Source organism: Micromonospora radicis (genome assembly GCF_003583405.1).
In the GTDB taxonomy this organism is placed as follows: domain Bacteria; phylum Actinomycetota; class Actinomycetes; order Mycobacteriales; family Micromonosporaceae; genus Micromonospora; species Micromonospora radicis.
Map to the genome: position 1 here is coordinate 115,593 of NZ_QXEC01000006.1, position 13,698 is coordinate 129,290.

Annotated in this window: 11 protein-coding genes; 6 read left to right on the top strand and 5 right to left on the bottom strand. The window is 72.6% G+C overall.

Going from position 1 to position 13,698, the window contains the following annotated elements; all coding sequences use genetic code 11:
- Positions 1-56 precede the first annotated feature (56 nt).
- Positions 57-737, top strand: a complete 681-nt coding sequence (locus D2L64_RS08820; protein WP_119574225.1) for a DUF4272 domain-containing protein — start codon at positions 57-59, stop codon at positions 735-737.
- On the opposite strand, the gene D2L64_RS08825 is transcribed toward D2L64_RS08820, so the two are convergent.
- Positions 734-1,597, bottom strand: a complete 864-nt coding sequence (locus D2L64_RS08825; protein WP_119574227.1) for a putative RNA methyltransferase — start codon at positions 1,595-1,597, stop codon at positions 734-736. The two genes, D2L64_RS08820 and D2L64_RS08825, sit on opposite strands and share 4 nt — an antisense overlap.
- A gap of 58 nt (positions 1,598-1,655) precedes the next feature.
- Between D2L64_RS08825 and D2L64_RS08830 the strand changes: the two genes are divergently transcribed.
- Positions 1,656-2,735: an adenosine deaminase gene (locus tag D2L64_RS08830; RefSeq protein ID WP_119574229.1), complete on the top strand. Its 1,080-nt coding sequence runs from the start codon at positions 1,656-1,658 to the stop codon at positions 2,733-2,735.
- 19 nt (positions 2,736-2,754) lie between these two features.
- Here the strand turns inward: D2L64_RS08830 and D2L64_RS27850 are convergent, their stop codons facing one another.
- Positions 2,755-3,096, bottom strand: coding sequence for a hypothetical protein (locus D2L64_RS27850; protein WP_233558864.1), 342 nt, complete (start codon positions 3,094-3,096; stop codon positions 2,755-2,757).
- 459 nt (positions 3,097-3,555) lie between these two features.
- Here D2L64_RS27850 and D2L64_RS08840 point away from each other — a divergent pair, with 459 nt between their 5' ends.
- From D2L64_RS08840 to D2L64_RS08855, 4 genes are all read left to right on the top strand, one after another.
- A complete protein-coding gene (locus D2L64_RS08840; protein ID WP_119574233.1) occupies positions 3,556-6,978 on the top strand; it encodes a sensor histidine kinase in 3,423 nt (1,140 codons plus the stop codon).
- Positions 6,975-7,379: a roadblock/LC7 domain-containing protein gene (locus D2L64_RS08845; protein WP_013283992.1), complete on the top strand. Its 405-nt coding sequence runs from the start codon at positions 6,975-6,977 to the stop codon at positions 7,377-7,379. The genes D2L64_RS08840 and D2L64_RS08845 overlap by 4 nt, the downstream gene beginning before the upstream one ends.
- A gap of 100 nt (positions 7,380-7,479) precedes the next feature.
- Positions 7,480-7,857 (top strand): DUF742 domain-containing protein, encoded by a 378-nt coding sequence (locus D2L64_RS08850; RefSeq protein WP_091416218.1) that lies wholly within the window; start codon positions 7,480-7,482, stop codon positions 7,855-7,857.
- Position 7,858: 1 nt separating this feature from the next.
- Complete coding sequence (locus D2L64_RS08855) at positions 7,859-8,452, top strand: GTP-binding protein (RefSeq protein WP_088969745.1); 594 nt, start codon at positions 7,859-7,861, stop codon at positions 8,450-8,452.
- Positions 8,453-8,677: 225 nt separating this feature from the next.
- On the opposite strand, the gene D2L64_RS08860 is transcribed toward D2L64_RS08855, so the two are convergent.
- The 3 genes from D2L64_RS08860 to D2L64_RS08870 form a co-directional block, all read right to left on the bottom strand.
- Entirely contained in the window at positions 8,678-9,895 is a 1,218-nt protein-coding gene (locus D2L64_RS08860) for an ABC transporter substrate-binding protein (protein WP_119574235.1), read from the bottom strand.
- A 123-nt stretch (positions 9,896-10,018) separates the two neighbouring features.
- Complete coding sequence (locus D2L64_RS08865; RefSeq protein WP_119574237.1) at positions 10,019-12,364, bottom strand: transposase; 2,346 nt, start codon at positions 12,362-12,364, stop codon at positions 10,019-10,021.
- A 40-nt stretch (positions 12,365-12,404) separates the two neighbouring features.
- Positions 12,405-13,388, bottom strand: coding sequence for a DNA primase (locus D2L64_RS08870; RefSeq protein WP_119574239.1), 984 nt, complete (start codon positions 13,386-13,388; stop codon positions 12,405-12,407).
- Between the last annotated feature and the right edge of the window lie 310 nt (positions 13,389-13,698).

Below are 13,698 nucleotides of genomic sequence, written 5' to 3' on the forward strand. Positions count from 1 at the left end.
GCAGGCCAGGAGGGACCGTCGGCGCTCGGACGTGGTGAGCAGACAGGGATGTTGCCGTGACCGTTCCTGCCCCGGACCCCCGGGAAGTGCGTGAGGCCAGCCTGGAGGAGTTGTCCCGGCTTCGGCTGCCGCTGCCGCCACCACAGTTTCCGCTGGTCTGGGAGCCGGGTGACGAGATCGAACTGCGTCCGACGGGGGAGATCGAGGCCCGCATCGCGGTGCTGCACCTGATCCTGGCCCGCTGCTTCGGCATGCCACCCCAGGCGGCGATGAGCTGGCTGCTCGCCTCACATCTGGTGGAGATGGTCACCCCGCCGGAATTCCAGTTCGTCACCGGGGCCAAGGGCGACCACCGCTCCTTCGTCCTGCATCACGACGCGCTCTTCTCGCTGGCCTGGGTACTCGGTCTGACCAAGCAGCTCGACCCCACCATGCCGGCGGACGAGCGGCTGGTGGAGCGGTTGCCCAACATCGTCGAGGGGGAGACCTTCGGGCGGTGGCGGTCGCGGATCCTGGCCGCGCCGCAGCACCCGGCGGACGCGGCGGCCCTGCTCGACCTGCACTACTGCCTGGACTGGGCGTACCTGGAGGTGGGCCGGGCCGGGAGCAGCCTGCCCGGCCTGGTGGACGCCAACGCGATCGGCCAGCGCCGGTGGGCGCTGGAGTGGGCGGTGGTCCTGCGCGGCCCGTACCACGACGAACCGCCCGGTTGGGAAGAAGTCGATCTCTCCACCTAGGCCGGACGGTACACCCCGAGCCGGACCGCAACGGTCACCCGGACCGGTTCGCCCAGCGCGTCGATCCGGGCGGCCAACCCCGCCGGGTCGGTGTGCCAGGCGCTGGGACCCATACCGACCAGCGTGGCCACCTCCGCGCCGGAGAGCGTCAACACCCGTCGGTGCAGGGTGCTCGACTCCTCGGCGAAGTGTCCGGCGAGGCTGGCCGCCACCCGGTCCGCCTTGGCCGGGTCGACCCGGAGCAGGCCGAGTGCGGCGACCAGCTCGTTGAGGTGGTCGGTGGCCGGTGTCACCACCAGCAGCCGCCCGGTCGGGGTGAGAACCCGGCGGAACTCGGCACCGTTGCGGGGCGCGAAGACGTTCAGCAGTAGCGCCGCCGAGGCGTCCGCCACCGGTAGCCGCTGCCACGTGTCGGCCAGCGCCGCGGTGACGCGCGGGTGGGCCCGGGCGGCCCGCCGCAGCGCGGGTTTGCTGATGTCCAGGGCGAGGCCGACGGCCGCCGGCACCGCCGCCAGCACCGCCGCGAGGTGCTGACCGGTGCCCGCGCCCGCATCCACCACCAGCGGGTGCCCGCCGCCCGCGTCGTCGATGCCGGCGTCGGCGAGGGCAGCGGAGATGACGTCGTAGTGACCGGCGGCCAGGAAGTCAGTGCGGGCGGCGACCATCTCCGCGGTGTCCCCGCTGTGTGGGGCGCGGCCGGCGAGCAGGTTGACATAGCCCTGCCGGGCCACGTCGAAGCTGTGCCGGCGCGGGCAGCGCAGCGCGTGGCCGGTGCCCACCGAGGCTGCGGCGAGCCCCGCACGGCAGACCGGGCAGCGCAGTCGGTCGACCACTCGCGGGTCCGGTCCTGCTGCGTTCACCTGGCCATTGTCCCTACCGGTCCGGTGCCCGCGCGGCGGCGGGGACTAGGGTCGACCCATGACCACGAGTCTGCGGTACGAGGACCTTGTCAAGGCACCGAAGGCGTTGCTGCACGACCACCTGGACGGCGGTCTGCGACCGGCGACCGTCGTCGAACTGGCCGCCGAGGTCGGCCACGAGCTGCCCACCACCGACCCGGTGGCGCTGGGCCGTTGGTTCGTGGCGGCGGCCGACTCCGGCTCGCTGGAGCGTTACCTGGAGACGTTCGCGCACACGGTCGCCGTGATGCAGACCGCCCCCGCGCTGCGCCGGGTGGCTCGTGAGTGCGCGCTGGACCTCGCCGCCGACGGGGTGGTCTACGCCGAGGTGCGGTACGCCCCCGAGCAGCACCTGGAACGGAACCTGACGCTGGACGAGGTGGTCGAGGCGGTGCTGGCCGGCTTCGTGGAGGGAGCCGCGCTCGCCGCCGAGGCCGGTACGCCGATCCGGGTCGGCACGCTGCTGACCGCGATGCGGCACGCGGCCCGTTCGCAGGAGATCGCCGAGCTGGCCGTGCGGCACCGCGACCACGGGGTGGTGGGCTTCGACATCGCCGGTGCGGAGGCGGGCTTCCCGCCCACCCGGCACCTGGACGCGTTCGAGTACCTCCAGCGGGAGAACTTCCACTTCACCATCCACGCCGGTGAGGCGTTCGGGCTGCCGTCGATCTGGCAGGCGATCCAGTGGTGCGGGGCGGATCGGCTCGGTCACGGGGTACGCATCGTCGACGACATCGCCCCCGGCCCGGAGCCGGTGCTGGGTCGGCTGGCCGCGTACGTGCGGGACAAGCGGATCCCGTTGGAGCTGTGCCCGTCGTCCAACGTGCAGACCGGTGCCGCCGCGTCGATCGCCGAGCACCCCATCGGCCTGCTGCGAGACCTGCGGTTCCGGGTCACCGTGAACACCGACAACCGGCTGATGAGCGGCACCTCGGTCTCCCGGGAGATGGCCCTGCTCTGCGAGGCGTTCGGCTACGGCTGGCGCGAGGTGCAGTGGTTCACCATCAACGCGATGAAGAGCGCGTTCATCCCGTTCGACGAGCGGCTTCAGATCATCGACGAGGTGATCAAACCCGCGTACGCGAAGCTGCTGGGGTGACGCCATCCGGCCGTCGGGGTCACCGCCGGGCTGGGTGACCGGCGGCGAGCAGGTGCGCGACCCGGCGGAGCACCTCCCGACCCCGGGCCGCCTCCGCTCCCAGGCCGGTCTGCCGGCGCAGCACCGCGGGCTCGGTGCGCAGCAGCGCCACCCCGCGGCGCAGCAACACCTGCGGGCCCTTGCGCTGCTCGGCGAGGTCGCGGGCGAGCCTCCGGAGGAAGGTGGCGCCACGTGGCCGGCGCAGCGCGTACGCCCCGGCGAGCAGGCCCCGTCGTCGGCATTCCTCGACGATCTCGGCAGCGAAGATCCCTTCGGCCACAAAAAGTGGCGAATCGGCCAGCTCGAACCGCCGAGTGGACACCCGGCGGTCCTCGTTGATCGCATAGACCGGCACGTCTGCCCGACCATGTCGAGCCAGTTGAGCAATGACCTCCACCGCTGTTTGGGCGTCCCAGGAATCGGGCGACTCCCAGTCGATCTGCCCGTTCCGTCGCGGTAACGTAGGGTCATCACCCTCTTTGTAAAAGTCGTCCAAACAGAGCACCGGCAGGCCGGTTTGTCGCGCTATATACGACTTTCCGGAGCCTGAAGGGCCAGCGAGTAGGACGACTCGGTGCGGGGTTTTCATTACTTCCAGTAACTCCGGACAGACGGACCGCGATCAAATTGCATCAACATCTCATCACACCGCCGGCTGGGGCCAACCTGGGCTTTCTCTTTCCGGAGCGGCGTGATGGAATCTCGGATGGTCCGACCCGCCGGGTCGGCTGCTGGGCGTTGCCCGGGGCAACGCGGACGCTGCAATCCCGAGGGCGGTGACGTGAGCAAACGGCCGAAGACGGCAGGCTCTTTCCTGTCGCGTCTGGGCCGACCGGCTGGTCGGCTCCGCGACATGCCGATCTGGTCCAAGCTCGGTCTCATCATGATCGTGCCGACCATCGCCACGGTCGTCGTGGGCACCAGCGGCCTGGTCGACCACCTGGATTCGCTGAGCGACGCCAACCGGGCCGGTGACCTCGCGGAGCTGATCGGCTACTCCGGCGAACTGGTGGACGGCCTGCAGGACGAGCGGACCGCCGCGGTGCTGCTGTTGGGTGTGCCGCCCCAACAGTCGAATCAGGCCGAGCCCGAGGACAAGAAGAAGTACACCGCTCTCTACAACGAGACCGCGTCGCGGGTGGACGAGGTCAGCGGTCCGTACGCCCGCAAGCGCAGCGACCTGACCGACCTGCCGGTCAGCCTGGACGGGCTGCTCAACCAGATCAACGAGCGGCTCAGCGACCTGCCGGGCACCCGGAGTCAGGTGCTCAACGGCAAGTTCAAGATCACTGACGCGCTGCAGTCCTACGACGAGCTGATCAACCAGATGCTCACCATCCGGGACAGCGCCAGCCAGCTCGCCGGTGACAACGACCTCAGCGACCGGATGCGCGCCGCGGCCGCCGTGGCCCGGGAGAAGGAGTGGCTCTCCGTACGCCGGGTGGTGGTGCACCGGGCGCTCCAGCGGGGCATGAGTTCGGCCCTGCGGACGGACTACATCTCCAGCGAGACCGGCCAGCAGCAGGCACAGCAGAGCTTCAACGCGGTCGCCACCGAGGAAGAGGCGGAGTTCCACGCCCAGACCATCGGCGGTGGTGACCGCCGGCAGGCGACGATCTACATCAGCCAGGTCAACGCCGATACCTCCCAGGACCTCTCCGGCATCTCCTTCACCGCCGACCAGTGGGACGCGGCGCTGGTCGCCAACGGCAAGCTGATCCGTACGGTGGAGTCGAAGTTCGACTCCGACGTGGTGACGGAGGCCGGCGAACTCCGTTCCGACGTGCAGCGTCAGGTGTTCCTGGAGACCGGCCTGCTGCTGACGATGCTGCTGCTGGCGATCTTCCTCGCCTTCCTGGTGGCCCGCTCGATGGCCCGGTCGCTGCGTGAGCTTCGTCAGGGCGCGCTCTCCATCGCCCAGTACGGGCTGCCCCAGGCAGTGGCCCGGCTGCGTGACCCGCAGGTCACCGGCCAGCTCTCCCCGGTGCAGCTGGCCAACCAGATCGCCGAACCGCTGCCGGTCCGCAGCCGCGACGAGTTCGGCCAGGTGACCGAGGCGTTCAACGCGGTCCACCTGGAGGCCGTCCGCACCGCCGCCGAGCAGGCCGCCCTGCGGGCCTCCGTGGCGACCATGTTCGTCAACCTGGCCCGCCGGTCGCAGATCCTGGTCGACCGACTGATCGGCCACCTCGACCGGCTGGAACGTGGCGAGGAGGACCCGGATCGGCTGGCCGAGCTGTTCCAGCTCGACCACCTCGCCACCCGGATGCGCCGCAACGACGAGAACCTGCTGGTCCTCGCCGGTGCCGACTCCACCCGGGTGCAGCGGGAGCCGGCGGCGCTGATCGACGTGCTCCGCGCCGCCCAGTCCGAGGTCGAGCACTACACCCGGATCGAGTTCGGGGTGATCGACCGGGACATCGAGGTCGCCGCGCACGCGGTGAACGACCTGGTCCACCTCGTCGCCGAGCTGTTCGACAACGCCACCGCGTTCTCGCCGCCGGACTCGCAGGTGCTGGTCGAGGCGCGGCGGGTCGGCGACCGTGCCTCGCTGTACGTCGAGGACCGCGGTATCGGCATCAGCGGCGAGCAGCTGGCCGACCTCAACGAGCGGCTGGCCACACCGCCGCAGGTGGATGTGGCCGTCTCCCGGATGATGGGCCTGGTCGTGGTCGCCCGCCTGGCCTCCCGGCACGGGGTCAAGGTCGAGCTGCGTCCCGGCAGCGACCGGGGTACGGTCGCCGACGTCACGCTGCCGCCCACGGTGCTGGTGCCCCGGGCGCTCACCGGTCGGGGTGCCCTACCCGCCGCGCTGCCCGCCCCGGCCGCCCCCTCGGCGGGGCCGAGCCCGGCGTTCGCCGCGTTCGGTGCCGGGCCGGCCGCACCCGCCGCTCCGCCCGCGCCGGCCCCGCGTTCCGGTGGCTCCGGCAACCAGGTCACGCTGGGCGGTCGCTCGTTCGACCCGGCCAGCCGCAACGGCTCCGGTACGCCGGCCACCGTGGCGGGCGCCGGGAACCTGCCGGCCTGGTCGGACCTGACCGGCGCCAGTGGGGTCAGCGCCGGCGGGAGCAACTTCGCGCAGCGTTCCTCCAACGGTCAGTCGACCGACCCGCTGCCGCAGCGCCGGGCCACCGACGAGCCCAACCACCAGCCGAACATCCCGCGCCAGCTGCCGAGCAGCCCCGAGGCTGGGCCGTACCCGCTGCCCGCGGTGTCGGCGCCGCCCGTTCCGCCGGTGTCGTCGCCGCCGGTCTCCGGCACGCCCTACTCCGCCCCGCCGGTCTCGGCCGCACCGATCTCCGCCGCACCGACCTCGCCCGGCTACTCGTTGCCGCAGCGTCCGGTGTCGGCGCCGACCGCCGGTCCGGCCACCCCGGCGCCGCCGGCCTGGCCGCCGGTCACCGCGGATCCGGCCGCGCCGGCCGTACCCGAGCGGGTGGCCGCGGCGCTGGACATGACCACCGAGCTGCCCCGGGTCGCGCGTCCGGCCCCGGCGGTCCGGCCCGCCCAGCCGACCATGCCCACGCCGCCGCAGGCGCAGAACCGCCAGCGGTACGCGGATGAGACGATGGAGCTGCCGATCTTCCGGGAGCTCGAGTCGGCGTGGTTCCGGACCCGCCGTCCCGGTCCCGAGGAGTCGGCGGGTGCCCGGCAGCCGGCGGCCAACGGTGCACCGACCCAGCAGTTCTCTGCGGTCGACGCCGCCGGTCGACCCGCCCAGCAGACCGCAACCGGGACGACAGGTAACGCACCGATGGCAGAGACTCCGACGGCCGCGGCCGCGTTCGGGGGCAACGGCGCCGCGAACGGCGGGTCGCGCTCCGGCGCTGCCGAGAGCAAGCCCGCGTACCGGACGCCGCAGGAGAACGCGTGGCAGACGGCGGCCGACGACGGCTGGCGGGCGGCCTCCGCCGCCACCCAGGTGGAGACTGGCGGCACCACCCAGACCGGGCTGCCGAAGCGTACGCCGATGGCACAGCTCGTCCCGGGCGCGGTGGAGAAGCCGGCCGCCGCCGTGCAGCGACGCAACCCCGAGTCGGTGCGCGGTCTTCTCTCCGCCTACCACCGGGGTGTCCAGCGGGGTCGTAACCACCCCGCGGACAGCAACCCGACCGGCCCGGAGGAGACTCCGGGCGGGCAGCAGTCCTCGCAGTCTGGCTCAGGCCCGGTGGCCGGGAGCGGGCAGAAGGAGCAAGAAGGATGACTACTACGCAGGATCTCGGTTGGCTGCTGGCCAACTTCGCCGATCGGGTGCCCGGTGTCGCACACGCCGTCGCCGTCTCGGCCGACGGCCTGCTCCTGGCGTCGTCACGAGACCTTCCGCGGGACCGTGCCGACCAGTTGGCGGCGATCGCCTCCGGCCTGGTCAGCCTGACCCAGGGGGCGGCTCGCTGCTTCGAGGGAGGCGCCGTGCTGCAGACCGTGGTCGAGATGGACAATGGCTTCCTGTTCCTGATGTCGATTTCCGACGGCTCGTCGTTCGCGGTGCTCGCCGCGCGTAGTTGCGACGTGGGACAGGTCGGTTACGAAATGGCCCTGCTCGTTGACCGGGTGGGCGACGCTCTGACCCCGCAGCCGCGTACGGCTGTGGGGATGATGGGCTGATCGTCGCGCCGGCCGGTGGGGCAGGCGAGGCGACAACACTGCATACGACGGGTAGCGCCGGCGCGAGCCGGTGCCGGGTACGAAGGAGGTGAACGGCGACATGGCCGATCGTGACGAGCCAACCGGCGCATTGGTCCGGCCCTACGCCGTGACCCGCGGTCGTACCCGACCCCGCCTCGACATCGCCCTCGAGGCGCTCGTCGAGACGACGGTGCGCGGTCGGGCCGTTGCCACTGGCAACGGTGGTCAAGGCCGTGAACACCAGTACATCGCCGCGCTGTGTGACGGACGCGTGCAGTCACTCGCCGAGATCGCGGCGCGAATGCAGCTTCCGCTCGGCGTGGCCCGGGTGCTCATCGCCGACATGGCGACGGACGGCCTGGTCGCGGTCCACGAGCCGACCATCCTGGACGACTCGGACGACGCGGTGGGCACTGAATTGCTGGAGAGGGTGCTGAGTGGACTTCGCAGGCTCTGACATGTCGCACCGCCCGCCTACCCCGAGCGGGCGCGTGACGTCGGCGAAGATCGTTATCGCCGGTGGATTCGGCGTCGGCAAGACGACGCTGGTCGGTTCGGTCTCGGAGATCACGCCGCTGACGACCGAGGCCATCATGACCTCCGCCGGGGTGGGCGTCGACGACACCCGGCAGGTGCCGGGGAAGACGACCACCACGGTGGCCATGGACTTCGGCCGGATCTCGATCGATCGCGACCTGATCCTGTACCTGTTCGGTACGCCGGGTCAGACCCGATTCTGGTTCATGTGGGATGAACTGGTCCGGGGCGCGATCGGCGCGGTCGTGCTGGTGGACACCCGCCGGCTGGCCGACTGCTTCGCGGCGATCGACTTCTTCGAGCATCGGCGGCTGCCGTACCTGGTGGCCATCAACTGCTTCGACGGGATGCAGTACCACGACCCGCAGGACGTCCGGGAAGCGCTCGCGATCTCCAGCGACGTGCCGGTGGTGGCCTGTGACGCCCGGAACCGGGAGTCGACGAAGCACGTGTTGATCTCGCTGGTCGAGTACGTGCTCACGATGCGTCGGTCGCGGGCGGTCGCACCCGCCTGAGGCCTCGGCCTGGCGCCCGATGTCGACCCGGTCGATGTCGGGCGCTGGCTGCCGTCCGGATCCGGCTCCGAACCGGCTGGGCGACGGCACCGGCGTGCGCTCGGCGCAGGCCTGGTGGCGGCGCAGGACTGGCGTGCACTCGGCGCAGGACCGGTGCGCGGGCCTGAGGCCGGTGTGCGGCGCAGGGCCGGCGTGAGGCTGGTGTGCGGGCGGCGCGGCCCCGGCCTAGCTGAGCCGGTTCCAGGCGCCGGCGTCCACCCGGTACACGCCGAGGGAGTGCCGCTCCATGCCACTGTGCCGGATCGGCGTGAACGAGTACATCCCCGCCATTCCGTCGGTCACCTGGTTCTGCAGGTACGCCCGCAACCGGCCACGGTCCACACTGGCGGCCAACTGGGCCGCCGTGGTGATGAGCAGCAGGGCGTCCGAGGCGTACGGGGCGAAGCCGTTGTACGCGCCGTGCCGGCGGATGTACTGGGACACCAGATCCCGGTAGGCGCGCCCGGTCGCGCTGCCGTTGGCCATCGTGGAGCCGCCCAGTGAGGACGGGTGGACGGCGTACGCCCCCTCCACCGCGAGCGCGTTGCCGCCCTCCAGGGTCTCCTCGGCGACCGCTCCGGCGTCGAAGAACAAGTTGCCGGTGAATCCGGCGGTGCGTAGCGCCCGTGCGGCGGCGCCGGAGTTCGGTGCGGTCGCCCACACCACCACGCCGCCTGTTCGGGCCGCCACGGCCTGCTCAGCGGCGCGGGTGGCCCCATCGGTGGAGCGGGGCAGCCGCACCGTGCGGACCACCTCCACCCCGGTGGTGCGCAGCGCGCCGGTCATCGCCCGTACACCGGAGTCGCCGTGCAGTCCCTGCTCCACCAGCAGGACGACCCGGCGCAGGCCCTGCGTGTCGATCAGCTGGGCGAGCCGACGGGCCACGTCCCCGGCCTCCGGGGTGACCTTGTAGACGAAGGTCCGCTGGGCCAGCGGCACTGTGATCGAGTCACCGAAGGCCAGCGACACGAACGGCAACCGGAGCTTCTGCGCCGCCCCGATGATCGACATCGAGGTCTCGGCCAGCGCCCCACCGAGCAGGGCGTGCACGTCCTCGCGCTGGCCCAGTTCGGTGGCCTGTCGGGCGGCGAGCCGAGGGTCGCTGCGGTTGTCCAGCACCTCCAGCCGTACCGTCCGGCGCAGGTTGCCGACCGCCACGCCCTTGACGTTGACGGCCTCCGCGCTGATCGCCAGCGCCCGCCGCTGGGCCACGCCCAGGGCGGCGCCCCGCCCGGTCAGCTCCAGCGTCGCCCCGACGACCAGCTCGTGCCCCGGGGTGGGCCGGGCGACCGCCGTGGTCCGCTCGGACTCGCGTCCGCAGGCGCTCAGCAGCAGCGTGCCCGCCGCCGCGGTCAGTACGCCCCGTCGGGTGAGCACGGATGGGCCGCTTGCCGGTGTCGCCATGAGTCGCCTTCCCGCCCGGCGACCTGCCGCCGGCTGTTCCGGCCGAATGCTCCCGGCCCCGCCGACCCGGCGTCAAATTATCCCGGTGTGGGGATGAACACGCAGGTGAGCGGGGTGCTCGGCTCAGGAACGGTAACCGGCGGAGCGGTACTCGTACTCCCGTTCGTCGTCGCGGTCGCCGGTGTCCCGGGTGAAGTCCCAGCCACCGGCCGACTCCCGTCCCGGGCGTCCGCCCACCGCGAACCCGCCGATCTCCTGTCCCCGGCGCCAGCCGCGGAAGTAGCCGGTGGTGTTCTCGGCCAGGCTGGCCGCGTCCCGCACGATCCGCAGTGGACGCTCCTCGCGCAGTGGCGAGCCGGGTACCAGGTTCGCCTGCGGTACGCGCTTGGGCAGCCCGGCGTTCGTCTCGTCACCGACCGCCGGACGGGCCGCCTGCTCGGCCGCCTGCCACCCGGTGTCGGCCAGGCTCGACCAGTCCAGGTCGGAATCCTCGCCGTGCCCGACGAACCAGGCGGACTTGGCCTGCGCGAAGATCAGCAGATCGCCGTCACCCTCGTCGGAGACCGGTGGCGGTCGGTGCTCGACCGGCGGCATCGGCCGGCGGGCCGGCGGGTCGAGCTCCAGCCGCTCGACGGTCCGGTGACCGCGCTCCGCGGCGGGGGCCCGGTCGACCAGTCGCAGCGGCGGGTTCTCCAGCTGCGACTCCGCCCCGTTGCGCAGCGCCCGGTCGGCCAGCGGTGGCGGCTCGACCAGCCGCAGCACCGGCGGCTCCGGCGGTAGGTCGTCAGCGAGCCACGGCGGGGTCACCCGGCGCTCGGCGGCCAGGTCGCCGGTGTGCTCGGCGGCAGCCCGTCGACCGGGCTCGTCGTACCCGCCGACGACCGGGTTGCGGGCGGGGCTGTCGGCCGGGTTCTCCGGGTTGTTCACCAGCGGCCAGTTCGCCCGGGATCCGGGCGGCGGGGCCGCCGGCTCGGTGCGGGAGGCCGACAGCGGAACGCTGTGGTCCGTGGCGCTGAAACCACCCGCCGGTGCCGGCGGTTCACCGTTGGTCTTCGGCCGCGGTGGGATGACGGTGCGCTGGCGTTCGGCCCGGGCGCTGTTGATCGCCGCGGTGGTCAGGGTCGGCCGGAACGGCTCGCCGGCCTCGGCCGGCGGGATCGAGCCGCGCTGCGCCGGTGCGATCGGGGTGATCCCGGGCGGCGGTGGCGGCGTGGAGATCGGCCGGTTGGTCGGCCCGTCGATCCGTGAGTGGCCGGGCTCGGGGCGTGCCGGCGGCGCCGAGACGGGCGGGCCGGCGACCGCGGCCGGGGTCATCGGTGCCGGCGCGACCGGCGGCGGGGTGATCGGGGCTGGCGCCACCGGCGGTGGCGTCAGCGGTCGAGGCATCGGTGGTGCGGCGTTGCCCGGCACCGGTTCCGGCCGGCTGCGGCGTCCGCCGGCCGGCTCGGGCCCGGTGGGGCGTACCGCCCGCAGACCGGCTCCGCTGTTGGCGGAGGAGAGGTCGGCGACCGGCTCGCCGCGGCGGGCGGCGGCGCGGCGGCCGACGACCGCCTGTGCCGGGCCGGCGGTACGGGCGTGCAGCGCCCCGACCAGTGCCTCACAGCCGGCGTCGCAGGCCCGTACGGAGGCGACCGCCTGCCGGATCGTCTCGGCGGCGGCGGAGGTGAGGGCCCGGTTCACCGTGGCCCGGCGTGGCGTCTCGGAGATCGCCACCCGCAGGGCGGTGACCGCTTCGTCGATCGCGTCCGCGTCGCCCATGCCGTCGGCCGCGAGGGCGGCGACCACGGCGTCGGCGGTGACCGCCGCGTCGCGGCCCCGACCCGGGTCGGTGAGCATGCTCGGCTCCGGCAGGGCGTCCAACACCGCCAGCGGGATCGAGTCGGCGGGGTCGGGGTAGGCCCGCAGCGCCGCCGGGTAGAGCTCGCGCAGCACCTCGCGCAGGGCGACCGCGGCGGAGTGCCGGCCGCTGGTCAGTGCGGCGTGCGCGGCGAGTACCTGCTTGTAGCCGGCCAGTTCCCGGGGCGCGGGCAGGGTGACCGCCGAGAGCGCACCCGCCTGCAGGGCGCGGGCCAGGCCGACGGCCCGCCGGACAGCCGGCGGTGCCTGCATCTCTTCGAGTGAGTCGTCGTCGGCGAACCGTTCGGCGAAGTCGTCGGCGGAGTCGTCGTCGGCGATCGCCAGTGGGCGACCGGCGGCGCTGAGCAGTGAGGTGACGGTGTGGTCGTCGCTGTCGGCGGCGATCGCGACGCCGCTCGGCCCGCCGGAGCGTTCCACGAGCAGGGTCACCAGCCGGGCGTAGCCCGCCGGGTCGTCGCCGATCTCGCTGACATGCAGCAGCCGGCCTGCGTCGTCGACCACAGCGGACGTCAGCGCCGAACCGGCCGAGGCCGGTCGGTCGGCCGGATCCGCCGAGGCCAGACCGCAGTACACGCGCACGAGCGCCACGGCGTCGTCCTCCTCCCGGGACACGAGGCTTTCTCTGCCAGAGACTGATGCTCCCTGGTGTGCGTCAGTCGCGCCAGTCCACGACCGCAGAGATCTTTCCGACAATTGTGCGCCAACCGAGACTCGCGGTTTGTGCCCCGATCTTCTTCAACCGGCGGCGACCGAGGAAACCGCCGATTCCCCCGTTGACCGAGGCGCGCAGGGCCTCGTCCAGGTCGTCGAGGCTGGAACCGGCGGAGAGCATGTCGAGTACGGCGGGTAGGCGCAGCGCGTACGCCAGATCCCGGGCGACCTCGCCGGCCTCGATGAGCAGCGTCGGATCCCAGGTGTCGTGCCCGCCGCGGAGGTTCTCCACCACGAGGTCGAGCTCGTAGACGTCCTCGTCGAGTGGCGCGATGTCGGCCGGCTCGACCCGTTCGGACAAATCATTCCAACTGTCCAGCTGAGACAGATCGTTGGGCGCGCCGGACCGGACGAAACTCACCAACGACTCGGGGGTCTTGAACAGCAGCAGCCGGCCCCGGTGGGTCAGGAAGACCGGTACCTCCTCGTCGTCGGCCTTCTCGGCCGACTCCTCGGTGGCCTCCTCCTTCGCCTCGGCGTCGGCGGTGGCACCCTTGGCCCGCTTCTCCTCGTCGTCGCTCTCGGCGAACTCCCGGGCGACCTCCTCGTCGAGGATGACGACGTCCTCGTTCTCGTCGTCCTCGGCCTCGACGACCTGGCGACGGGCCAGGAACGGGTCGTCCGCGTCGCGTTCGGCCACGTCGGTCGGGGTCAGCTCACCGGCCGGTCGGTACGCCCGCAGGGTGTAGCCGGTGCCGGCCGGCAGGGCGATCTCCACCGGGTCGATCCGCAGCTCGTCCCAGAGCGCGCGCGACGCTCCGGCGTCGGCGTCCCCGCTGGCGTCCGCCTCGGCGGCGGCCGCCGGCTCGGTTGTGGCGTCCGGCTCGGTGGGGCCGGTCGTGTCATCGAGCTCGGGCTCGTCGGCGTCCGGCCGTTGAGGCGACTGGCGGGCCACGGTGACCTCCGGGTGCGTCGGGCTGCCCACTCAACGGCGTAGCTGCCGGTGAGTGACTCTGGGCACATACCCTAGTTGGCTGCGCTGGGTGACCGGTGCCCGCCCCGGGGGCGGTGTCGCGTGTCGACAAGTAGCGTTCCTACGCATGCACGCCCAGGCGCTGCACGGACATCTCGACCAGCAGCGATCGGGGTGGCGCGAGTTCAGGGCCACCGTCGGGCGCTTCCTCGACACCGGCGATCCGGCGGCCACCACCGGCTGACCGCTCAACGGGTGCTGAGCAACCATCGGCCAGCCTGCCACGCCGGGCACCGGGGCGGCGTCCGGGACGTTCCTGAGA

Coding starts and splice junctions, on each gene's coding strand:
- D2L64_RS08855 (WP_088969745.1), top strand. CDS start 7,859: ATGTCGCACCGCCCGCCTACCCCGAGCGGGCGCGTGACGTCGGCGAAG.
- D2L64_RS08860 (WP_119574235.1), bottom strand. CDS start 9,895: ATGGCGACACCGGCAAGCGGCCCATCCGTGCTCACCCGACGGGGCGTA.
- D2L64_RS08845 (WP_013283992.1), top strand. CDS start 6,975: ATGACTACTACGCAGGATCTCGGTTGGCTGCTGGCCAACTTCGCCGAT.
- D2L64_RS08850 (WP_091416218.1), top strand. CDS start 7,480: ATGGCCGATCGTGACGAGCCAACCGGCGCATTGGTCCGGCCCTACGCC.
- D2L64_RS08830 (WP_119574229.1), top strand. CDS start 1,656: ATGACCACGAGTCTGCGGTACGAGGACCTTGTCAAGGCACCGAAGGCG.